Origin of the sequence: Nocardia sp. NPDC052316, assembly GCF_044547795.1 — a bacterium.
Classification (GTDB): domain Bacteria; phylum Actinomycetota; class Actinomycetes; order Mycobacteriales; family Mycobacteriaceae; genus Nocardia.
Genome location: NZ_JBIUBB010000009.1, coordinates 196,605 through 217,593 on the forward strand (window position 1 = coordinate 196,605; position 20,989 = coordinate 217,593).

The 20,989-nt window shown below is 68.4% G+C and carries 22 protein-coding genes; 11 read left to right on the forward strand and 11 right to left on the reverse strand.

Going from position 1 to position 20,989, the window contains the following annotated elements; genetic code table 11:
• Positions 1-65: 65 nt before the first annotated feature.
• From ACIHA7_RS36990 to ACIHA7_RS37000, 3 genes are read left to right on the forward strand one after another with little or no spacing between them, the layout of a single operon-like run.
• The gene (locus tag ACIHA7_RS36990) at positions 66-1,229 is read left to right on the forward strand and encodes a hypothetical protein (RefSeq protein WP_397296278.1); all 1,164 of its coding nucleotides are present in this window, start codon (positions 66-68) and stop codon (positions 1,227-1,229) included.
• Positions 1,229-2,005, forward strand: a complete 777-nt coding sequence (locus tag ACIHA7_RS36995; protein WP_397296280.1) for an SDR family oxidoreductase — start codon at positions 1,229-1,231, stop codon at positions 2,003-2,005. Before ACIHA7_RS36990 ends, ACIHA7_RS36995 begins: the two co-directional genes overlap by 1 nt.
• A 40-nt stretch (positions 2,006-2,045) precedes the next feature.
• Positions 2,046-3,209, forward strand: a complete 1,164-nt coding sequence (locus ACIHA7_RS37000) for a sulfotransferase family protein (protein ID WP_397296344.1) — start codon at positions 2,046-2,048, stop codon at positions 3,207-3,209.
• Between the two features lie 170 nt (positions 3,210-3,379).
• Here ACIHA7_RS37000 and ACIHA7_RS37005 read toward each other — a convergent pair whose 3' ends face one another.
• Positions 3,380-4,054, reverse strand: a complete 675-nt coding sequence (locus ACIHA7_RS37005) for a PaaI family thioesterase (RefSeq protein ID WP_397296282.1) — start codon at positions 4,052-4,054, stop codon at positions 3,380-3,382.
• A gap of 200 nt (positions 4,055-4,254) precedes the next feature.
• Between ACIHA7_RS37005 and ACIHA7_RS37010 the strand changes: the two genes are divergently transcribed.
• Positions 4,255-4,911, forward strand: coding sequence for an HAD family hydrolase (locus tag ACIHA7_RS37010; RefSeq protein WP_397296284.1), 657 nt, complete (start codon positions 4,255-4,257; stop codon positions 4,909-4,911).
• Positions 4,912-4,949: 38 nt separating this feature from the next.
• Here ACIHA7_RS37010 and ACIHA7_RS37015 read toward each other — a convergent pair whose 3' ends face one another.
• Positions 4,950-5,558: a TetR/AcrR family transcriptional regulator gene (locus ACIHA7_RS37015; RefSeq protein ID WP_397296286.1), complete on the reverse strand. Its 609-nt coding sequence runs from the start codon at positions 5,556-5,558 to the stop codon at positions 4,950-4,952.
• Between the two features lie 21 nt (positions 5,559-5,579).
• Here ACIHA7_RS37015 and ACIHA7_RS37020 point away from each other — a divergent pair, with 21 nt between their 5' ends.
• The 4 genes from ACIHA7_RS37020 to ACIHA7_RS37035 all read left to right on the forward strand — a co-directional run bounded on the left by ACIHA7_RS37020 (position 5,580) and on the right by ACIHA7_RS37035 (position 7,569).
• On the forward strand, positions 5,580-5,948 hold the full coding sequence (locus tag ACIHA7_RS37020; RefSeq protein WP_397296288.1) for a hypothetical protein: 369 nt from the start codon (positions 5,580-5,582) through the stop codon (positions 5,946-5,948).
• On the forward strand, positions 5,945-6,454 hold the full coding sequence (locus tag ACIHA7_RS37025) for a hypothetical protein (RefSeq protein ID WP_397296290.1): 510 nt from the start codon (positions 5,945-5,947) through the stop codon (positions 6,452-6,454). Before ACIHA7_RS37020 ends, ACIHA7_RS37025 begins: the two co-directional genes overlap by 4 nt.
• A 71-nt stretch (positions 6,455-6,525) precedes the next feature.
• Positions 6,526-7,290 carry an alpha/beta fold hydrolase gene (locus ACIHA7_RS37030; RefSeq protein ID WP_397296292.1) on the forward strand — a complete coding sequence of 255 codons (765 nt, stop codon included), beginning with the start codon at positions 6,526-6,528 and terminating at the stop codon, positions 7,288-7,290.
• A 117-nt stretch (positions 7,291-7,407) separates the two neighbouring features.
• Complete coding sequence (locus ACIHA7_RS37035) at positions 7,408-7,569, forward strand: hypothetical protein (RefSeq protein WP_397296293.1); 162 nt, start codon at positions 7,408-7,410, stop codon at positions 7,567-7,569.
• Here ACIHA7_RS37035 and ACIHA7_RS37040 read toward each other — a convergent pair.
• The 3 genes from ACIHA7_RS37040 to ACIHA7_RS37050 form a co-directional block, all read right to left on the reverse strand.
• Positions 7,563-8,036, reverse strand: coding sequence for a hypothetical protein (locus tag ACIHA7_RS37040; RefSeq protein WP_397296295.1), 474 nt, complete (start codon positions 8,034-8,036; stop codon positions 7,563-7,565). The two genes, ACIHA7_RS37035 and ACIHA7_RS37040, sit on opposite strands and share 7 nt — an antisense overlap.
• A gap of 88 nt (positions 8,037-8,124) precedes the next feature.
• A complete protein-coding gene (locus tag ACIHA7_RS37045; protein WP_397296296.1) occupies positions 8,125-9,402 on the reverse strand; it encodes an RNA polymerase sigma factor in 1,278 nt (425 codons plus the stop codon).
• Between the two features lie 13 nt (positions 9,403-9,415).
• The gene (locus ACIHA7_RS37050) at positions 9,416-9,766 is read right to left on the reverse strand and encodes a YciI family protein (protein ID WP_397296298.1); all 351 of its coding nucleotides are present in this window, start codon (positions 9,764-9,766) and stop codon (positions 9,416-9,418) included.
• 190 nt (positions 9,767-9,956) lie between these two features.
• Between ACIHA7_RS37050 and ACIHA7_RS37055 the strand changes: the two genes are divergently transcribed.
• The gene (locus tag ACIHA7_RS37055; protein ID WP_397296300.1) at positions 9,957-11,351 is read left to right on the forward strand and encodes a cytochrome P450; all 1,395 of its coding nucleotides are present in this window, start codon (positions 9,957-9,959) and stop codon (positions 11,349-11,351) included.
• 38 nt (positions 11,352-11,389) lie between these two features.
• Here the strand turns inward: ACIHA7_RS37055 and ACIHA7_RS37060 are convergent, their stop codons facing one another.
• Complete coding sequence (locus ACIHA7_RS37060; RefSeq protein ID WP_397296302.1) at positions 11,390-12,199, reverse strand: ABC transporter ATP-binding protein; 810 nt, start codon at positions 12,197-12,199, stop codon at positions 11,390-11,392.
• A 125-nt stretch (positions 12,200-12,324) separates the two neighbouring features.
• Here ACIHA7_RS37060 and ACIHA7_RS37065 point away from each other — a divergent pair, with 125 nt between their 5' ends.
• Positions 12,325-14,604, forward strand: coding sequence for an ATP-binding protein (locus ACIHA7_RS37065; protein ID WP_397296304.1), 2,280 nt, complete (start codon positions 12,325-12,327; stop codon positions 14,602-14,604).
• A gap of 4 nt (positions 14,605-14,608) precedes the next feature.
• Here ACIHA7_RS37065 and ACIHA7_RS37070 read toward each other — a convergent pair whose 3' ends face one another.
• Entirely contained in the window at positions 14,609-15,133 is a 525-nt protein-coding gene (locus ACIHA7_RS37070; RefSeq protein WP_397296306.1) for a DinB family protein, read from the reverse strand.
• A 53-nt stretch (positions 15,134-15,186) separates the two neighbouring features.
• On the reverse strand, positions 15,187-15,816 hold the full coding sequence (locus tag ACIHA7_RS37075) for a maleylpyruvate isomerase family mycothiol-dependent enzyme (protein ID WP_397296307.1): 630 nt from the start codon (positions 15,814-15,816) through the stop codon (positions 15,187-15,189).
• A gap of 160 nt (positions 15,817-15,976) precedes the next feature.
• Here ACIHA7_RS37075 and ACIHA7_RS37080 point away from each other — a divergent pair, with 160 nt between their 5' ends.
• Positions 15,977-16,801: a cytochrome P450 gene (locus ACIHA7_RS37080; protein WP_397296308.1), complete on the forward strand. Its 825-nt coding sequence runs from the start codon at positions 15,977-15,979 to the stop codon at positions 16,799-16,801.
• 10 nt (positions 16,802-16,811) lie between these two features.
• On the opposite strand, the gene ACIHA7_RS37085 is transcribed toward ACIHA7_RS37080, so the two are convergent.
• The 3 genes from ACIHA7_RS37085 to xylB form a co-directional block, all read right to left on the reverse strand.
• Positions 16,812-17,474 carry a maleylpyruvate isomerase family mycothiol-dependent enzyme gene (locus ACIHA7_RS37085; protein WP_397296310.1) on the reverse strand — a complete coding sequence of 221 codons (663 nt, stop codon included), beginning with the start codon at positions 17,472-17,474 and terminating at the stop codon, positions 16,812-16,814.
• A gap of 188 nt (positions 17,475-17,662) precedes the next feature.
• The gene (locus ACIHA7_RS37090) at positions 17,663-19,387 is read right to left on the reverse strand and encodes an amidohydrolase family protein (RefSeq protein WP_397296312.1); all 1,725 of its coding nucleotides are present in this window, start codon (positions 19,385-19,387) and stop codon (positions 17,663-17,665) included.
• Between the two features lie 87 nt (positions 19,388-19,474).
• Positions 19,475-20,938 (reverse strand): xylulokinase, encoded by a 1,464-nt coding sequence (xylB, locus tag ACIHA7_RS37095; protein ID WP_397296313.1) that lies wholly within the window; start codon positions 20,936-20,938, stop codon positions 19,475-19,477.
• Positions 20,939-20,989: the final 51 nt, after the last annotated feature.

Sequence of the window (20,989 nt, forward strand, 5' to 3'; positions counted from 1 at the left end):
CCTCACACGGAATGTACCAGAGCGGTACATATTTGGAACACCGCGCCCGATCCACTGGAGACCCTTTGCTGACACAGCCGTTCGCGGATGCCATCGCCGCCGCCGAGCAGATCATCACCGGAGCCGCGCACATCCGCACCGAACAGGACCTCGTCGAGGGCTACGACTATCTGGCGGGCAGCATTCGCGCCGCCTTACAGATGGCGTGGGCCTATGAGCGGGACTTCCCGTTCTTCGTCCAGTCCACCGGGCCGTACACGAAGATGGGCCTGGACAACCCGGACACGCTCTACTACCACTCGTATCTGCGCCCGGACGCGGAGTACGTGGTGACCGGAGAGCGCGGCACCACCAGGGATTTGAGTTTCCAGGTGCTGAACGGGAACTACTCGCCGGTCGACGTGCCGGACAGCCTCACCGCCTTCGACGACCGCGCCTTGGACGTAGCGCCGGACGGTTCGTACGAGCTGCGCCTCGGCCCCGGCGAAGCGCGGCCCGGTTATGTGCACCTGGCCGCCGACTCGGCGATGCTGGTGGTCCGTGAGGTCTACAGCGACTGGGCCGTCGAGAAACCGGGCACGATCCGGATCGCGCGGGTCGACGGCATCGGTGACGCACCGCCGCCGCTGACGAAAGATCAGCTGACCAAGCGTTACGGCGTCGCGGGCAAGATGCTGATCTCCCGGATCAAGACCTTCCTGGCCTTCCCGGAGTGGTTCTACCTGAACCTGCCGGTGAACACGATGACCGAACCCCGGTCCACGCCGGGCGGTCTCACTACCCAGTTCTCCTCGGCCGGCCACTACGAGCTGACCGACGACCAGGCGATGATCATCACGGTGCCGAAATCCGATGCGCCGTATCAGGGTTTCCAGCTCGGCAGCATGTGGTATCTGTCGCTGGACTACATCAATCACCAGACCAGCCTCACCGCCGACCAGGCGCACGTGGACCCCGACGGCATGATCCGGCTGGTGGTCAGCGAGCGGGACCCGGGGCTGGCGAACTGGATCGAACGCACCGGGCACGACCGCGGTTATCTCCAGTTCCGCTGGCAGCGGCTGGCGCGCGACATGAAGCCCGAGGACGGGCCGACCGTCGAGGTGGTGGCGGTCGACGAACTGGCGCGGCGCCTGCCGTTCTACGACCAGGCGCGCGTCACGCCGGATCAGTGGCGCGCACGAATCGCGGCACGGCAGGCCGCCGTCGCGGAGAGGATGCTGGGCTGATGTTGTTGCAGGACAAGGTTGTTGTGGTGTCCGGGGTCGGTCCCGGGCTCGGTCGCGCCATCGCGGTGCAGAGCGCGAAGGCCGGCGCCGACGTGGTGCTCGCGTCGCGGACCGAGTCGCGGCTCACCGAGGTGGCCAAGGAGATCACCGAGCTCGGCAGGCGCGCGGTGGTGGTGCCGACCGACATCAACGACGAAGCGGCCGCGGCGAATCTGGTGCAGGCCGCGCACAGTGCGTTCGGCCGCGTGGACACCCTGGTGAACAATGCCTTCGCCATCCCGCCGATCGTGGACCTCGCCGACGTGGACCTGGATCAGGTGCGCGCCGGTTTCGAGACCAACGTGCTTGCGGCACTGCGCTTGACGCGGCTGTTCATCCCCGCGCTCGACGAAACCAACGGCTCGGTGGTGATGATCAACTCGGCGGTGCTGCGGCATTCCCGGCGGACCTTCGGCCCCTACAAGATGGCCAAGGCCAGCCTGCTCGCGCTGGCCCAGAGCCTGGCCACCGAGCTCGGGCCGCGCGGCATCCGGGTGAACACCATTGCGCCCGGCTACATCTGGGCCGACAACCTGAAGTGGTACTTCAACTACCTCGCCGAGCAGCGCGGCAGCACCGCCGAGGCGGTCTACGCCGAGACGGCGAAGACCATCGATCTGCGCAAGCTGCCCGAACCCGATGAGATCGCCGACGCCGTGGTGTTCTTCGCCTCGCCGATGGCGCGCGCGATCACCGGGGCCTGTCTGGATGTCAACGGCGGCGAATACCACCACTGAGCGGGTGCCGCTGACCGGCACCACTATTGAGGAGATGACGTTGATCGGTAGGGACGATGTCGGGACCATCGATGATCTGCACGCGTCGGCGACCAAGGTCGTCGGGCTGGACGATTTCGGATCCGACGACTACCGCGCCGGGCTCGAGGTGCTGCTCGAGTCCTATGCCAAGGATGCGGAGCTGACGCCGTTCGGCAACAAGGTGAACCGCGCCTTCCTGCGGGGGGCGCTGATCGCCCGGCTGCTCAGTGAGGCCGCGTGGCAACGCTTTCCGGAGCATGCCGACGTGGCGATCGAGCGGCCGATCTTCGTGACGGGTCTGCCGCGTTCGGGCACGACGGCGGTGCACCGGCTGCTCAACGCGGACCCGGCGCACCAGGGCCTGGAGATGTGGCTCACCGAGATGCCGCAGCCGCGCCCGCCGCGCGAGACCTGGGCGAGCAATCCGGTGTACCAGCGGATCGAGGCCGCGTTCGAGCAGCACCACGTGGAGCACCCGGAGTTCATGGGCGTGCACCACATCTCCGCCGACCAGGTGGAGGAGTGCTGGCAGCTGCTGCGGCAGTCGGCCATGTCGGTGTCCTACGAGTGCCTCGGCTACCTGCCCACCTACTCCGAGTGGCTGCGGGCGCAGGACTGGACCCCGGCCTACCGCAGGCACCGGCGCAACCTGCAGTTGATCGGCCTGCCCGACGCCGGGCGCCGCTGGGTGTTGAAGAACCCCAGTCATTTATTCGCACTCGATGCCATTTTCGAGGTGTATCCGGACGCGCTCGTCATTCAGATGCATCGCGATCCGCGCACCATCATCGCCTCGGTGTGCAGTCTCAACGAGCAGGCTTCGGCAGGCTGGTCCGACAAGTTCCGCGGCCCGGTGGTGGGTGCCACCCAGCTCGATCTGTGGGCACGCGGCGCCGATCGCTTCCTGGCAGACCGCAAGCAGCACAATGCTGCCCAGTTCTGCGATGTCGACTACGACGACTTCGTCGCCGACCCCATCGGCACCGTTGCCTCGATCTACCGGCACTTCGACCTGCCGCTGACCGAGGCGGCGACCGCGGCGATGGCGGCGCTGCACGCCGAAAGCACCTCCGGGGCGGCCCGTCCCGCGCACCGCTACACCCTCGCCGACTTCGGCCTCACCACCGAGGAAGTCGACGAGAGATTCGCGGCGTATCGGGAGGCGCATTTCCCGGGTCGTTGATCGGCAAGCCGGGCAAGGCGTTTCGTGCATGCTTGCACGGTGCGCAGTTTCGGGCCCGTGGGGCGGCGGTTGTCGTCGCACGGGCCCGAATTCGGAAGATCTTGACTGTCAGTACATCTCGTGCGTGCATGCAGCGTGCGCAATTCCGAGGGCGGCACGCCGCCGCGGCGCTACGGCTGGCCGGGCTTGAGGACGATGAACAAGCCGTGCGCTTCGGCGCAGAGGCGCTCCCCGTCGTGCAGGGTGGCGCGGACGTAGACCTTGCGACCCTCTTGGCGTTCGGCCCAAGCGTGCACCTTCAGCTCCGTATTGAGCGGAGTGATGGAGCGGTAGTCGACGGTGAGCGACGCGGTCCTGGTCACCGCGCCCGCGTGCACCGCCGCGGCCAGGCCGAGCAGGTCATCGAAGCCGATCGCGATCTGACCACCATGTGCGGCATTGTTGCCACCGAGGTGGAAGGTGCGGAAGGTGATGCGCGCGTCGACCCCCGCGCGGTCGGCGTGATCGACGACGAACGGCGGCAGCGTGATGTTGCCGCGGGCGGGCAGATCGTGCCGGGTCCAGGTCGGCGTGGACCATTCATCGACGACCGCGGCGTCCAACTTGTCGTTCAGCTGCTTGAGAATGCCGATCGTTTCCAGGGCCTGCTCGTCCGACGGGCAGGCGAGCCGCGCGCGATCCATCAGTCCGCGCACCTGCTCCACGAACTCCGCGAAGTGCGGCCCGCCCCGGGTGATGTCGATGGTGCCGTCATCGTGCGCGTTCATCAGCTCGGTCATCGGCCGGAACGCGCCCTCATGGTGCTCCGCGTTCGGTAGCGAGTCACCGGCCTGCTGTTCGTTCATGCGGAACACGTTATCGGTTGCCCATCGAATGCCCTCCGCACGGGCGGCGGGTGGATCGGCGGATCGGGGCCGAAACCATCGATGTGGCCTAGGCTGGTTCGCGATCACCGAGCGCGTGCGGCGAAGGGAATCAGCAGGTGGGCGGCGCAGCTCGGCCGCTCGGAGCAAGGACGAGTCCGCTGGCGAAAGGCGTTGAGTAGATGGGTATCACGGCAGTTGTCTTCGATATGGACGGCGTACTGATCGACTCCGAGCCGGTGTGGGAACGGGTGCGCCGGGACTATGTCGCGGAGCGCGGCGGGCAGTGGCTGCCCGACACTCAGCAACGGCTCATGGGCATGAGCACCCGCGAATGGTCGGAGTACCTGAGCACCGATCTCGGCGTCGACGCACCGCCCGAGACGGTGGCGCAAGACGTGATCGAGCGGATGGCCGCGCAGTACTACCGCAAGGTTCCGCTGCTGCCCGGCGCGATCGACGCCGTGCAACGGATGAGCGAGAAGTGGCCACTCGGCGTGGCCAGCTCCTCCCCGCGGACGCTGATCGACGTCGTACTCGGACGCACCGGCCTCATCGAATTCTTCACCGTCACCTTCTCGACCGAAGAGGTCGACCGCGGCAAACCCGCCCCCGACGTCTACGTCGCCGTAGCCGCATTCCTCCGCCAACGCCCCACCGACTGTGCCGCAGTGGAGGATTCGAGCAACGGCCTGCGCTCCGCCCACGCCGCGGGCATGCGCGTCATCGCCGCCCCCCGCCCCGAATACCCGCCGGCCCCCGACGCCCTGGCCCTCGCCACTCACGTCATCACCGACCTCGACGAACTGACCCCCACCCTCGTCACCGAACCAGCCTGACCGCAGGAGAGCGCGGTACCGCCGGATCGGGATCGGTGTCAGGTCGGTGATTCGTCCGGGTGGTAGGAGGTGAGGAGGGTGCGGGCGGCGGCGGGGAGGTCGGTGTCCAGCCAGGTGGGGAGAGTGGGGGCGTGGGCGTGGCGGCGTAGGGCGGCGTAGGGGAGGTCGACTACGGCTCGGCTGATCGCGTCGATTTCGCGGTCGCCCGCGCGGCCGAAGCGGGCGGTGGCGATGCGGCGGAGGTGGTCGAAGAGGGGGGTGTTCATGGTGCTCAGGCGGGCGCGGAAGTCGTCGTCGGGGGCGCCGTCGAGGAGGTCGCTGGGGCGCAGGTTCAGGAGAAGTCTTGCGTCGTCGGGTAATTCGCGTCCGAAGGTGAGGGCGGCGCGGACCATGGCGACGCCTGCTTCGACCGCGTCGGGGTGATCGGCGGCAGCGAGAACTCCGCTTTGGAAACGTTCGAGGGCGCGTAGCCAGGCTGCGGTCAGTACTCCGTTGCGGTTGCCGAAGCGGTGGTACAGCGTGCCGACCGGTGCGCCACTGGCCTCGGCGATCGCCGCGACACTGGCGGCGCGGGGTCCCTCGGCGAGCACTAGGGCGCGTGCTGCGTCGAGGATCACGTCGGTGTCGTGCTTGCGGGGAGGTGCCATGTACTAGTACGTTCCTTCTATATGGAGCGTTTATCCTATATTGATGAGCATGCCAGATCTGTCAACGCGAATCGCGACCGGGTCTGGCAGGCACTATTGAAGGTCGTCTGCAAGGACCCGGCGGATCCGACCACCGTGCCGAGTGGCTTCGAACTCGAGGCCGCGCAGGCCCCCGCCCGGCTGGCGATGAAAGGGCGGCACTGGTTTTCCGAGTACGCCCTGGTCTTCGAACTGGCGGACGAGGGAGCCAGCCGGACCCGCGTCAGCGCGAAGTCGTGGGGCGATTTCCCCGGGCTGCACGGCAAGATCTACCGCGCACTCGTCATCGGCAGCGGCGGGCACCAGATCGTGGTCCGCCGGCTGCTGCGCCGGATCGCGGCCGCGGCGTGATTCCCGGACTGGTCTGGGGCGCCACCGACGCCGAGCGCGAACACCCACTCCCGTGCGACACCCTGCAACCCGCCGGCGTGCAAGCGGATCGAGCCATCAGCATCGACGCACCCCACGGCCTGGTCTATGCCTGGCTGTGCCAATTACGGGTCGCGCCATACAGTTACGACCTGCTCGACCGCTGGGGTCGCCCCAGCCCCCGTCATCGCGATCCGCAGCTGACGGAACTCGAAGTGGGACAACGCTTCATGGGCCAGTTCGACCTGGTCTCCTTCGCGCCGAGTCAGCACATCACCCTGGTCAGCGGGAAGATCGCTGTCACCTACGCGGTTCGTCCGGCGGGCGACGGCACCCGCCTGGTGGTCCGGGTCCGCATGGGCGGACCACGAATTCTCGGACGCCTGTTGGCCTTCGGCGACGTCATCATGATGCGCAAGCAACTGCTCACGCTGAAAGAGCTGGCCGAAGCCGAGAACTGCGCCGAACCACGGGTCGACCTGCAATAGGACTGTGTCGCGCTACACAGTGGGCGGTATCTGGTTCCTGCGGTCCGTCGCTGTTCGAGGATGATCGGCCCATGGCAAAAGATGTTCAGCTCGGCGCCGTCCGAGCCTGGTACGACGAAACAGGCGACGGCGAGCCGGTGCTGTTGTTGCACGGCGGCTTCGTCGACTCCCGTTCGTTCGAACCCGCCGTCGCCGGATTGGCCGAGCACTTCCGCGTCTACCGGATGGATCGCCGCGGCCACGGCCGCACCCCCGACGTCGCGGGACCGATCTCCTACGACCTGATGGCGCAGGACACCATCGCGTTCCTCGACACGGTGGTCGGCGGCGCCGCGCATCTGGTCGGCTACAGCGACGGCGCGGTCGTCGCCCTGCTGATCGCGCTCCGGAGGCCGGATCTGGTCCGCAAGCTCGTCTCGATCAGCGGCAACTTCCACCACGACGGACTGCTGCCCGGCGTGCTCGACGGTTTCGCGCACGAGGAACCGATGCGGCGCTTGGCCGCTCGGTACGGCGAGGTGTCGCCCGACGGCGAGGAGCACTTCCGGGTGGTCGCCGAGAAGCTGCTGTCGATGGCCCGCGCCGAGCCAACCCTGACGGGGGCGGAGCTCGCGGGCATCGCCAGCCGCACCCTCGTCATCGCCGCCGACGACGACGCGATGAGCCTGGAACACACGATCGCCCTCTATCGCGCGATCCCCGACTCCGAGCTCGCCATCATCCCGGGTACCTCGCACCTGTTGGTGGTGGAGAAGCCCGCCGAGGTCTACCGCATCGTCGGCACCTTCCTCACCACCGACGCGACCCGAACCTGGCAGCCGATCCGTCGCGCCTGAGTCGGGAGTGTCCCGAACGTTTCTATCTGGTAGCAGGATCCCGGCAGCGCACGATATTTCGGCAAACTATGTGCTAACAGTCTCGCTGCTGGGCGCCTGACCAGTCATGCTGAACGCATGGACTTCATGAAACCAGCGGAGCAATTGTTGGCGCAGGTCGCGGCGAAGTTCGGCTCTGCGGAAGCGTTCCTGGACCGGTTGGCCGACGTGCGCGCCGAATATGTCGACGACACCGTCGAGATGCCGCGTGTCGTCGGCGGGTTGCCCACTATTTACTGAAACTGGTGAAGTTCGGCTACATCGAACTTCCACAGCTCGAAGCCGTCCGGCACGGTGTCGCCGACCGAAATCCGGTCGCGCGCCCACGCGCCGGCCAAAGCGTGCGGCTCGGCGCCACCCTCGGCGGTGAGTATCGGTAATGGATGCGTGCGCCGCCGTCCGGCCCGCTCCACTGCGGCGGCCTTGTCCACGTACCCGAGCTGATCATGGTTGACGATGTATCGCCCGGTGCAGCCGTGCTCCGGCGGCCTGAGCGCCGCGACGGATGCCGCGGCCGCGTAGAGGTTTTCCTCGCCCAGCTGCCGCCGAGCCCACACCACCCGAGCGGGCACGGCCAGCAGCCGTTCGATGCCCTGCACGCTGTGATCGCCGATCCACGCGTGTTCCTCGAGCCGTGCACCGGGCTCCACATATCCGATCAGCCGGTAGTCGTCGTCCAGGAGCACTGCTCGATAGAACTGTCGCACGCGGCCGGATTCCTTTCGGAGGTAAGCGGTTTCGTAGCATGCTCACACCCGATTGCGGTGTAGCGATTACCACGGCGTTACAACCGAACTAGCGGGCCCCGCTGTCCGCCGCGCGATCGAGCAGCAGCGCCCGCTCGGCCTTGTTGCCGGTCAGCTCGGCGGCCCGGACGAAATCGGCGCCCGCTTCCGTGCGCCTGCCGAGTTGGCTGAGCAGGTCGCCGCGCACGGCGTAGTAGAGGTGGTAGGTGTCCAGCGCGCCCGAGGCCGCCAGTGCGTCGACGAGGTCGAGGCCCGCCGCCGGACCGTGCACCTTGCTCACCGCCACCGCACGATTCAACTCCACGATCGGCGACGGAAAGCGTTCGGCGAGAACGGCGTACAGCCCGGCGATGCGTCGCCAATCGGTGTCCTGCGACGTCGCCGCCATGGCGTGCACGGCGGCGATCGCGGCCTGCAACGCGTAACTGCCCGGCGGCAGTCCACGGTCCCTGGCGACCGCGTTGGCGCGCCCCAGCGCCGCGAACCCACGCCGGATCAACAGCCGGTCCCACCGTGCCCGATTCTGATCGGCAAGCAGCACAGCATCGTTCGCCGGACCGGTGCGCGCGGGCAGCCGCGAGGCCTGCAGCTCCAGCAGCGCGACCAGCCCGTGCACCTCGGGTTCGGCGGGCAGCAGCTCGGCCAGGATGCGGGCCAGCCGCAGCGCGTCCTGGCACAGCTCGACGCGGATCCAATCCTCGCCGGCGGTCGCCGCGTACCCCTCGTTGAAGATCAGATAGACGACCGCGAGAACCGAGGCCAGCCGCTCGGTCAACTCGTCGCCATTGGGCACCTCGTAGGGCACTTGCTTGGCGGCGATGGTCCGTTTGGCGCGCACAATGCGTTGCGCCACCGTGGATTCCGCGACAACGAAGGCTCGGGCGATCTCCTCGGTGGTCAAGCCGCCGAGCAGCCGCAGCGTCAACGCCACCCGCGCCTGCTCCGGCAGCACCGGATGACAAGCGGTGAACATCATCCGGAGCAGATCATCGGCGACGTCGGCGTCCGGTTCCGGTTCGTCCGGCGCCTGCTCGGTCACCAGTTGGTGACCGAGCAGCGCGAGCTTGCGGGCGAAGGTCTGAGTGCGGCGGATCCGGTCGATCGCCCGATGCTTGGCGGTGAGCATCAGCCAGCCACCCGGATTCGGCGGCACCCCGTCGCGCGGCCACTGCTCCAGCGCCGCGACCAGCGCGTCCTGCGCCAGCTCCTCGGCCGCGTCGATATCGCCGACGACGCGGGTGAGCCCCGCGACCAGTCGCGGCCACTCCATCCGCCACACCGTTTCCACGGCGCGGTGGGTCTGCTCGGGCGACCGGTTCCGGCTCATCCGCCGCGCCCGATCAGGCCTCTTCGGCGATCTGCCGGAGCTCGACCTCGATCTCCCACTCGGGGCCGTGCGCGTCGAGGAAGCGTGAGGTCCACTCGACCGCTTCCTCCTTGGTCTTGGTCTGCAGGATGCAGTACCCGCCGACCACCTCTTTGGACTCGGTGAACGGCCCGTCGATCACGGTCTGCTTGCCGCCGGATTGCTTGATCGTGGTGGCCTCGCTCACCGGGCGCAAACCGTTGGTGTCCAGCAGTACCCCGGCCTTGGTCATCTCCTCGATCACCTTGCCCACCCGGTCCATCAGCGCCGCGTCCGGCTCGGGCGCGGTGGTCGGGTCGAGGTGGATCAGCATCATGTAGCGCATCTCGGGTCCTTTGCTCGTCGTCGTCAGGATCGTCCGATCCTCACCTCACTGCATCGAACGGCCACCATCCGGATCGACACTTCATCGAAAAATTCTCCTCGAGTATTTTCGCGGGCGGAACGGCAGGCCACGGTTTCCGCGGTATTGCGGGGAGCATCCGCGGCAGGGAGCATGGCCGTGGAGGGATGTCATGGAATCTGGTGGCGACGCTACTTTCGCAGCGATCCCCGGACCCGTCGGCGCGGGCGACGGCCTCGCCGACATCGTCGCGGCTGGTGGGCTGCACAACTACCAGCGGAAACTGCATGCCGATTACGGCCCCGTCGTTCGGTTCCGGTTACCCGGCGCGGAGAAGGCGGTGTCGATCGCCGATCCGGTTCTGCTGGAGGCCACTGCGAAGATCGACAAGCGGCCGGAGAAGTTGTTCGAGTTCCTGGCGCCGCTACAGGAATCGGATAACTTGCAGACCCTTTCCGCGGAGCAGCACACCCCGTGGCGACGAGTATTGCTGTCGGTGCTGGCCGGGCGGCGCTCGCACGAGGCGCATTTCGGGCAGTTCGCCGCCCTGACCTGCGACATGGCCGATCGGTGGGCGAAGTCGGACGGCCCGATTGCTTTGCAGCAGCACCTCAGCGAGCTGTCGCTGCGGATGATCTGTGATTACGCGCTCGGTGCCGGCGCGGACTCCCCGGAGCAGGCCGGACGGATCGTGTCGGCCTTCGAGGATGTGCTGACCGACCAGCTGGCCCGGCTGTACCACGCCGACCTGCCGGGAACCGACGCCGAACGCGGCGATCGCGCGCAGCGGGCGCTGGCTTTTCTTCGGTCGACCGTGGACGAAGTGCTCGCCGCGCACCAGGACGACGCGCGGCCGGGCAGCGCGAGCCAGGACACCGCGCAGCAGGGTGGCCCGCGACAATCCGACGGCAGCGACCTGATCGCCGCGCTCGCCGCAGCGGGCCAACCGCCGGCGCGGATCCGCGACACCGTGCTGATGACCATGCTGGCCGCACACCACACCACCGGCGTCGCGATCTCCTGGACCCTGTACCTCCTCGCACAGCACCCTGCCGTCGCCGACCGCGTCGCCGATGAACTCACGGACATACTCGGCGACCGGCCCGCACCCGAGTACGCGGATCTGAAATGCCTGCCCTATCTGAAGATGGTGCTCGAGGAGTCGATGCGGCTCTACCCACCAGGCCCGTACGGCGCCCGCGAAGTCTCGGAGGATCTTCGCGTGGGCGACTATACGATTCCGGCCGGGGCCACGATCTTCTACCCGATCTGGGCCGTGCACCTCAACCCCGAATACTGGCCGCAGCCAGAGGTTTTCCGTCCCGAACGGTTCACCGCCGCGGAATCCGCCGGACGACCCAGGTTCGCCTACATCCCCTTCGGCCTCGGCCCGCGCAGCTGCGAAGGCGTCGCCCTGGCGATGGTCGAGGCGCAACTGGTCCTCGCGGTTCTGCTGCGACGCTTCCGATTCGAGCTTGCCCCTGGGCATTCGGTGGTACCCGTCGAGCGGTTCGTCCTGTGGGCGGCCGACGACATCCGGATGAACCTCACGCCACGCGTTCCCTGACTCAGCCTCGATGCCCGCGGTTCTGTTGCGGCTGAGCGTTATTCGCCGGGCCAGACGGGGCGGGCGTGTGCGGCCCGCGCGGTCCACCGGCCGTCGTAGCGGACTTCGACAGGGTGGGCGAAGGCGCTGGTGACGTTCTCGGTGGTCAGGGTGTCGCGCGCGGGGCCCGCGGCGACGGTGTGGCCGTCGGCGATCAGCATGGCGTGCGTCGTGGTGCTCGGCAGCTCCTCCAGATGGTGGGTGACCAGCACCGACGCCACCTCGGGATGGGTATCGCCGAGCGTGTCGACGGTTTCCAGGAGTTGTTCGCGGGCAGCCAGATCCAGGCCGGTGGACGGCTCGTCGAACAGCAGCAGGCGCGGTTCGGCGATGAGCGCGCGGGCGATCAACGTGCGGCCGCGTTCACCCTGCGAGAGCGTCGGCCACGTGTTGTCGGCCTTTCCGGTGAGGCCGACCGTATCGATCATCGCGTCGGCGCGGGCGAGCTGGTCCGGCGTCGGTGTCCAGCGCATCGGGGTGTCGATGGTCGCGGTGAGACCGGTCAGCACCACCTCGCGGATGGTCAGCGGATAACGCAGCGGGTGGCGCGGATTCACATGCCCGATCGAATGACGCAGGCGTTGCAGTTCGACGCGGCCGAGCTGTTCGCCGAGCACGCGCACCGTGCCGGAGGTGGGGAACATGACCGCGCCACAGAAGCCGAGCAGGGTGCTCTTGCCCGCGCCGTTCGGCCCGAGCAGTGCCCAGTGTTCGCCGGCGTGCACGGTCAGCGAGATGCCGTTGATGATCTTCTTACCCTCGCGGCGGAACGTCACATCCGTCAGTTCGAGCACCGGTACGCCGGTCACGTGCATCCCTCCTTCGGAAAGGGCAGTTTAGCCAGCGCGGACACCACCACCGCACCCGGTATCTTCCGGCAAAACGCCCGGGGGCCACGGCCGTCCGTGCGAAGGTAATCGGCGTGGCGCGGCACGTGACAGGAAACCTCCCCGCCGAAGTGACCAGCTTCGTCGGGCGGGGCAGCGAAGTCGCCGCCGCCAGGAAACTGCTGTCCAGCACCCGGCTGCTCACGCTGACCGGGCCGGGCGGCGTCGGTAAGACCCGGCTGGCCCGGCGAGTGGGCGACGCGGTGCGGCGCGCCTTCCCGGATGGCGTGTGGTTGGTCGAAATCGCCCACGTCAACAACGGCGAGTTGGTGGCGCTCAGCGTCGCGCAGGCGCTCGGTCTGCGCGACGACACCAGCGCGCCGCTGGCCGGCCTCACCGATTACCTCGGTGGCAAGCGTCTGCTGCTGGTCCTCGACAACTGCGAGCACCTCATCGACGCCTGCGCCGAACTCGTCGACCGGCTCATCGCGCGCACGCCCGAGGTGCGAGTGCTGGCGACCAGCCGGGAGCCGCTCGGTGTGCTGGGGGAGCAGGTGCTGCCGATCGCGCCGCTGCCGGTACCGGAGCTGGACGAGGACTCCGGCGAAGTCGACGCCGCGGACAACGCGGCACTGCGGCTGCTGATCGATCGGGCCACCGCCGCGAACCCCGAATTCCGGGTCACCGCCGCCAATCTCAGCGCACTGGCCGGGATTTGCCTCCGGCTGGACGGTATTCCGCTGGCTGTGGAGCTTGCGGCGTTGCGGCTGCGTGCTTTCACCCCCGACCAGGTGCTGGAACGCCTCGACGACACCATGCGCCTGCTCACCACCGGGTTACGCACGGCACCGGAGCGGCAGCAGACGCTCGAGGCCGCCATTCGCTGGAGTTACGACCTGTGTACCCCGGACGAACAACGCCTCTGGGAGCAGCTCGCCGTATTCGCGGGCGGCTTCGACCTGGCCGCCGCCGAGGCGGTGTGCGTACTCGCGCCGCCGGGTGCGCTGGTCGACGCGCTCACCGGCCTGGTGGACAAGTCGGTGCTGAGCCATCGCCACGACAGCGACGGCACCGGCCGGTACACCGTGCTCGAGCCGCTACGCCAGTTCGCGCTGGCGCGGCTCGCGGCGCACGGTGACGAGTACGCGGTCCGGGTTCGGCACCGCGACCACTACTACCGCCTCGCGCAGCGGGGCCGCACCGAATACTGGGGTGCGGCCGACGTCCGCTGGTTCCGGGACGTCACCCGTGAACACGCGAATCTGCGTGCGGCGCTCCAGTTCGCGCTCGCCGACCCGGACGGTGCGCATCGGGGGTTACAGATCGCCGCCGAACTGCGGCCGTTCTGGGAGCACTATCGGTTCCTGCTGGAGGGGTATCGCTGGTTGATGGAGGCGCTCGGCAAGGATCCCGCGCGCACCAGTGACCGGGCGCGGGCGTTGACCGCCGCGTCGATCATCGCGGCCATGCTGTCGGACACCGGGTCGGCGCACGAGTATCTGCGCGAATGCGTGTCGATAGCCATGGAGTTGGGTGCCGAGGAGGTGCTGGTCGAGGCGGCCCTGCTGTCGGCGGTGCTGGCGTTCGCCGAGTCGGGGCCGGTGCGCGCGCTCGAGCTCGCCGAGGAGGCGGCCGAGCGGGCCCGCGCGTGCGCGCACCACGGCACCGAGATGGAGTGCCTCGCTTTCGCTTACGTCTGCGCGATGGTGCTGGCGGACCAGCGCGCGGGGGCGCTGGCCGAGCAGTTCCTGGCGAAGTCCACCCAGCACGGTTCGCATCTGCTCGGCGGCCTCGCCTCGTGGGCGGGCGGGACGAACCATTGGCGAAACGGCCACGAGGACAAGGCGATCGAGGAACTCCGGCGCGCGGTCGAGTTGCTGCGACTGTTCGACCGATGCGTGTGGACCGCGTCGGCGTTCGATGGACTCGCCTGGGTAGCAGCGGCCGGTGGTGACCTGAACCGTGCCGCTCGGCTGATGGGTGCCGCGTCGACCGTGCGGCACGGCAGTACGCAGCGGCTGGCGCACGCGATGACCGACGTGGTCGGTGACAAGGTCCGGCTGCAGGTCTGTGCGGCGATGGGGGACAGGGAGTTCCGGGCCGCCTTCGACAGCGGCGCCGCGCTCGGGCTCGACGAAGCGGTGCGCTACGCGCTCGGTGCCGAGGAGCCGGTCGCGGCGCCGAAATCCGTTGCCGCCGAGCAGCTCACGCGCCGCGAACGCGACGTGGCGCGGTTGGTGGCAGCCGGCTACAGCAACAAGCGCATCGCCGCCGAGCTGGTCATCTCGATCCGCACCGCGGAGAGCCACGTCGACCACATCCTGACCAAGCTCGGCTTCACCTCGCGCGCCCAGATCGCGGCGTGGGTCAGCAGGCAGCGCCCCTGACCGGTCAGTCGCCGGTCGCGCCGTCGATGCGTTCGCGCAGCAGGTCGGCGTGCCCGTTGTGCCGGGCGTACTCCTCGATCATGTGCAGGTAGACCCAGCGCAGGTTGTACTCCAGGTCGGGCCGCCTCGGATGCTGGAAAGTGTGGTCGAGCGGCAGGTCGGCCACCGCGGCGTCGGCCAGTTCGATCTCGCGCCGCAGCGCCGCGAAATCGGCGGCGGGATCAGCGGTTTCGGTGTCGTCGAAGTCGCCGTCGGGATTGTCCTCGCTGCAGTAGACGTACGGCACCGGCTGGGCCGCGGCGGCGAGCCGGAACCAGCCGCGTTCCACCTCGGTCATGTGCCGGACCAAGCCGTGCAGCGACAACGTGGAGGGCTCCACGGAACGCCATTCGAGCTGTTCGGTGTCGAGGCCCGCGCACTTGAGCAGCAACGTGTCGCGGTGAAAATCGAGCCAGGCCTGCAGCATCGGCCGCTCGTCGGCGATCCGCGGTGCGTCGGTGCGGGTGAGGGCGGGCGCGATCCAGTTCACGGAGCCGACTCTAACGCCGCGAAGTGATCGGCGCTCCGCGATTATTCTGTGCCCTACCGAGCGCGGGTGAAGCGTTGCGCGTCCGCGCCGTGCAGCGTCCCCGCAGGCAGTTTGCGCCCGCACAGCACCAACAACAGATGCTGCGCCGCACCGGACAACACCTCGCCGGAACCGTAGCGCCACTCCACATCATCGGCGCGCAACTCGATCCCCTTCAAATCGACCCCGAAGAACTTGACGCTCTTCGGATTGATCGCATCCAGCACGATCCGCAACCGGTCCTCCGGCACCTTCCGCTCCAGGCCGAGTCCCACCGTGATGTCCAGACCATGAATAACGTCATGACTCAACGCCCCCGCGAATCCACCGCCCGGCGGCCTCCACGGATGAGCAACGTTGTCCCAGAGCGACTTCAGCAAATCCTCCGCCGTCAGCTCCGCCGCATCCCGCCGGGCCACCCGATCGGCCATCCGGTGGAAACTCCCGACCGCCCGCACCATCTCCAGCCCGAACCGCGCCCCCGACAACCGATACGGCATGGTGATATGCGCGACCACCTCCCGCACCCGCCACCCCCGGCACAACGTCGCCGCATCCCAACTCTCGGCATCGAGCCCCGCCAGCAACTCGGCAAGCTCGGTCCGCTCAGCGGTAATCGCCCTACGCACCCCGATATCGGTCATCGTCTCTCCTCGCCGCAGATCATCCCTCCAACTGCCCCGAGACGCCAGAGGACGAGTAAATTACCGCCCGATCACACCCGTCTGCGTCGCTTGGTTTCCCCACGCGTTCACTCGCCGCCGCGCCGAGAGCCTGCGCGACAAGGTCCAAGCGGCAACCGATGTGCTGCTCGACCGCATGGCCGCGCGCGACGAGCCCGAGCTCATCGCGGACTTCGCCGCCCCGTTACCGCTGACCGTGATCGGTGACCTGCTGGGCATCCCGCGCGAGGACCGCGACCGGTTCCACGGCTGGACGAATTCATTGCTGAACCCTGATCCGAACCAGCCCCAGCAGGCGAAGCAGGCCGTGGTCCAGATGGCGCAGTTCATGGTTGATCTGGTCGCAGGCAAACGCGCCGCGCCCGCTGACGACTTTCTCTCCGACCTGATCGCCGTGCGCGACGCGGGCGACGCGCTCACCGAGGACGAACTGGTTTCCTTGGCATTCCTGATCTTCTGGGCCGGCTACGAGAATGCGGTCAAACTCATCGGGAAGGCCGTGCTGGCATTGTTCGACAACCCGGAGCAGTTGGCAGCGCTGCGCGAGGCTGCTCCGGAAGTCAGTGATGCAGCGGTCGAGGAGCTGCTGCGCTACTGCCACCCCAGCCAATTCGCCATCCGTCGCTTTCCTACCGAGGACATCAGCATCGGCGGTGTCCGTATCCCCGCAGGCGACACCGTCCTCCTGGGTGCCGCGTCTGCCAACCGGGATCTTTCGCTCGTTGCGGACCCCGACACTCTCGATCTGACGAGAGCCGACAACGCGCACCTCGCACTCGGTCACGGCATCCACTACCCCTCGGTGCCCCGCTTGCTCGTCTCGAGACCCGTATCGCGATCGGCAGTCTGCTGCACCGCTTCCCGCGTATCGAGCCGGCGATCCCACGGGATGAAATCCGCTGGCTTCCCTCGTTCCGGGAGCACGGCCTGCAGGCCTTGCCGGTGACCCTCGGCGGCTAGACCGGGAGGTGGCGGCGGTGGCGGCCGCGTTGTCCGGCGCGGGTGAAGCGGTTGGCTTTGAGGCCGTGCAGGGATCCGTCGGGCAGTATGCGTCCGCAGAGGACGAGGAGGAGGTTTTGGGCGGTGCCGGAGAGGATTTCGCCGGTGCCGTAGTGCCAGTCCATGTCTTCGGCGCGGAGTTGAATGCCGTCAAGGTCGACGCCGAAGAACTCGAGGCACCGGGGGTTGATGGCGTCGAGGACTGGGCGGAGTCGGTCTTCGGGGACCGTGCGGTCGAGTCCGAGGGGGACGGTGATGTCCAGGCCGTGGACGACGTCGTGGCCGAGGGCGGCGGCGTATCCACTGCCGGGGGGCTTCCAGGGGTGGGCGACGTTGTCCCACAGGGATTTCAGTAGATCTTCGGCGGTGAAGTCGGCGGCGTCCTGGCGCGCGGCGTGGTCGGCCATGCGGTTGAAACCGCCTGCCGCCCGCAGCATTTCGTAGGCGAAGCGAGGTTCGGAGAGTCGGAAGGGGAGGGTGATGTGCGCGAGGACTTCCCGTACCCGCCAACCGCGGCACAGGGTCGGTGCGTTCCAGCTTTCGGCGTCGAGCCCGGTCAGTATTTCGGCGAGGTCGGTTCGTTCGGCCGTGATCGCCCTGCGCACGTCGCTATCGGTCATTGTGTCTCCTCGCCGTGGTCTCCCCCCACGCCGTGAGATGCCACCCGACCGCGACCGTTGTCCGGCCGAGCGGAACCCGGCGGCGGACTGATCTGCGAATTGTCGGGATTGTCCCGTTCGGGTGATGCTATGCCCAGACGGCGCAGAGTGGGTTCTCGGCGTTTCACACCGGCGTGTCGCGCACGCGATCAGGCGGGGGTGAGGAAAGTTCCGGCATGCAGGGTGCTGCCGAAGCCGGGCGCGAAGGTGCCGTATTCGTAGACGACCTGCCCGCCGACCAGGGTGGCGGCGACGGCGCGGTCGTTGCGGTTGACCATCCGGTTCAGGCCCGCGATGCCGGGAAATGGGGTTTCGGCGTAGGCGGCGCTGGAACCGTCGAACCCGGCCGGATCGATCACGGCGATATCGGCGCGGGCACCCTCGCGCAGGCGGCCGGCGTCCAGCCCGTACCAGTCGGCCAGCTCGCCGGTGAGCCGGTGCACCGCCGCCTCGATCGGCATGAACTTGCGCTCGTGCACCCGCTCGAGCATGCGCAGGCCGAAGTTGTAGAAGGCCATATTGCGCAGGTGCGCACCGGAATCGGCGAATCCGACCTGGACGTGCGGTGAGCGTTGCAGCGAGTCGAGCACGTCGTCGCGGTCGTTGGCTATGACGGTGCGCCAGCGCAGTTTCGCCCCGTGCGCGACGGCGAGGTCGAGCAGCGCGTCGGCCGGATGGATGTCGCGCTCGTCGGCCACCTCGCCGAACGACCTGCCGACCACCTCCGGCTCGGGGCAGGACACGATCTGCGCGTCGTACAGGTCCCGATGCCACACCCGCGGACCGTATTTCTTCGCGAGGTCCTTGCGGAACTGCCTGCGGTAGGCCTCGTCGGCCAGCAACTCGCTCCGTTTCAGCACGTCGCGGATGTTGAGCGCCGCGACGCCGGAGCCGAACTCCTCGAACACGACCAGATCGACGCCGTCGGCGTACACCTCGAACGGCACCGGCAGATGCTGCCAGCGGAAAGCGGCCTTGCCCAGGGTGTTCGCGAGCCACGCCGCGGTGGTCGCGGCGCGTGCGGTGGTGCGGTCGGCCTTCACGTCCATGCCCGCGATGAGCGTCGTCTTGAGCGGCTTACGGAACCGTCCGGCACTCTGCGCGAAGTAACGCGCGATCTCCAGCCGGGAGGTGAGGTTCGGCGTGCTCTGATGGATCCGGTTCCGTTGCCGCAGAATATCGTTCAGCGCCGCGTATTCGCGCCAGCTCGCATAGGTCGACGGCAGCTGCCTGGTCGGGAAGCGCGTCCCCTCCAGCTTGGAGAACGAGCTGCGAATGGTGGACAGGCCGAGGAACCCGGCATCGAGCGCGTCGGTCAGCATCCGCCGCATGCGATTCAGCTCGTCGCCGGTCGGCCGCGCCTGCGGGTCGGTGGCGCGGCCGAGACCCATGACGGCCACCCGAATATCCGAGTGACCGAGCAGTGCAGCCACATTCGCGCCGAGCGGGCGCGCGGCCAGCGACTCGACGTAGGCGCGCGGGCCGTCCCAGTTCTTGTGCTCTTTGACCGCCGAGTGCACCGCGTCCCAGGGCAGCGCCTCGACCCGGGCGAACATGTCCGCACAGTCGTCTGCCTCCGCGTAGACCGTGGACAGCGAGCAGTTCCCGATCACCACGGAGGTGACGCCGTGGCGCACCGACTCGCCGAGCCCGGGATTGCCGAGCACTTCCGCGTCGTAGTGGGTGTGCACGTCGAGCATGCCCGGAATGACCCACTTGCCCGAAGCGTCGAGGTTGCGTGCGCCATCGGGCAGCGGCTCGGCGCTCACCGCGACCACCGTGCCGTCCTTGATGCCGACATCGGCCGTGCGCGGCGCGGAACCCGCGCCGTCGAAGACCGATCCGCCGCGAATCACCACGTCACACGGTTGCATCTGCGCTCCCTCGACAAGCCGCCGGTATCCAGTACTACCGGTAATGACTACATCGTCGCACGGGTCCGCCGACTTTGTTCGGGTCGATCACCGATGACCACGTCGACGGCGCTGCTGCGACGACACCGCCACACCCATGCCGTAGAGGTCATTGTGTGCCCGTTGATATTCCGCACGGATATGGCGGCCGACGGTGGACAGGGTCGGGGCCGGGATCTCGGCGGCCGTTCTGGCAGGCCAGGTCGGTGGCTCCGCCGCACCGCTGAGCGCCCAGGCCGCCTGCCGGGCCGCGCCGAGCGCGACGTATTCGATCGGCTGTGGCACGGTGACGGGGACACCGAAGATCTGGGCGGCGATCTCGGCGACCAAGGCGGAACGGGCAGCTCCACCGATCAAGAGGATGCGGCGCACACCGGTGCCCCGCGAGCGCAGATGATCGAGCGCCTCGGCCATATTGCAGAGCATGCCCTCGAAGGCGGCCCGGGCAATGTGGCTGGGCCGCATGGTCTCCGGACGCAGACCGTGCAGGCTGCCGGTGGCGTGCGGCAGGTTCGGGGTCCGTTCGCCGGACAGGTAGGGCAGCAGCACGAGCCCGTCGGCGCCCGGTGGCGCCTGCGCGGCAAGCGATTCCAGCGTGACCAGGTCGACGCCGAGCAGCTCGGCGGCGTACTCCAGCACGCGTGCGGCGTTCAACGTGCACACCAGCGGCAGGAATGCCCCTGTCGCGTCCGCGAATCCGGCCACCGCGGCGGTGGCGTCGGCGCTGGGCACGGTGCTGCGGGCGAAGACGGTTCCGCTGGTGCCGAGCGACACCACCACGTCACCATCGCCGATGCCGAGACCCAGTGCCGCACCGGCGTTGTCGCCTGTCCCGGCCGCGACGAGCACACCGGCGGGGGTCCGTCCAGCGGCTTCGGCCGGCTCGAGCACCCGCGGCAGTTCCGGCGTGCGGCCGCGAAAGCCCAGGGCGAGTAGGTCTTTGCGATATTCGCAGTCCGCAGGCGACCAGTAACCGGTACCCGAGGCATCGCCGCGATCGGTGGTCGGCTCCGGCTCGGGCGTCCCGGGGCCGCCGCCGCGCAATCGCCAGGTCAGGTAGTCGTGCGGCAGCATGATCCGGGCGGTGCGGTCGGCGAGTTCGGGCTCGTGATCGGCCAACCAGCGCAGCTTGGCCACCGTGAAGGCGGCGACCGGGACGCTGCCGACGGCGTCGGCCCACGCCTGCGCGCCACCGAGCTCGAGAATCAGCTCGTCGGCCGCCGCCGCGGAGCGGATGTCGTGCCACAGCAGCGCGTCGCGCACCGGACGGCCCTCGGCATCGAGGGCGACCAGGCCGTGCTGCTGGCCGGCCACCGCGATCGCGTCGACCCGATCGAGCAGCCCGTCACCCGCCGCGCGTAGGGCGTCCCACCAGGCCTCCGGCGCCACTTCGGTGCCGTCCGGATGCGGCGCGTGCGCCTGGTGCAGGATCTCGCCGGTGTCCGCGTCGCAGACCACCACCTTGCAGGACTGGGTGGAGCTGTCCACCCCGGCCACCGTCGCCGCGCACATAGTTCCACCTTGCACCCGAAGTGGCCGGGCTCGGCGCATTTCGGGCAATCA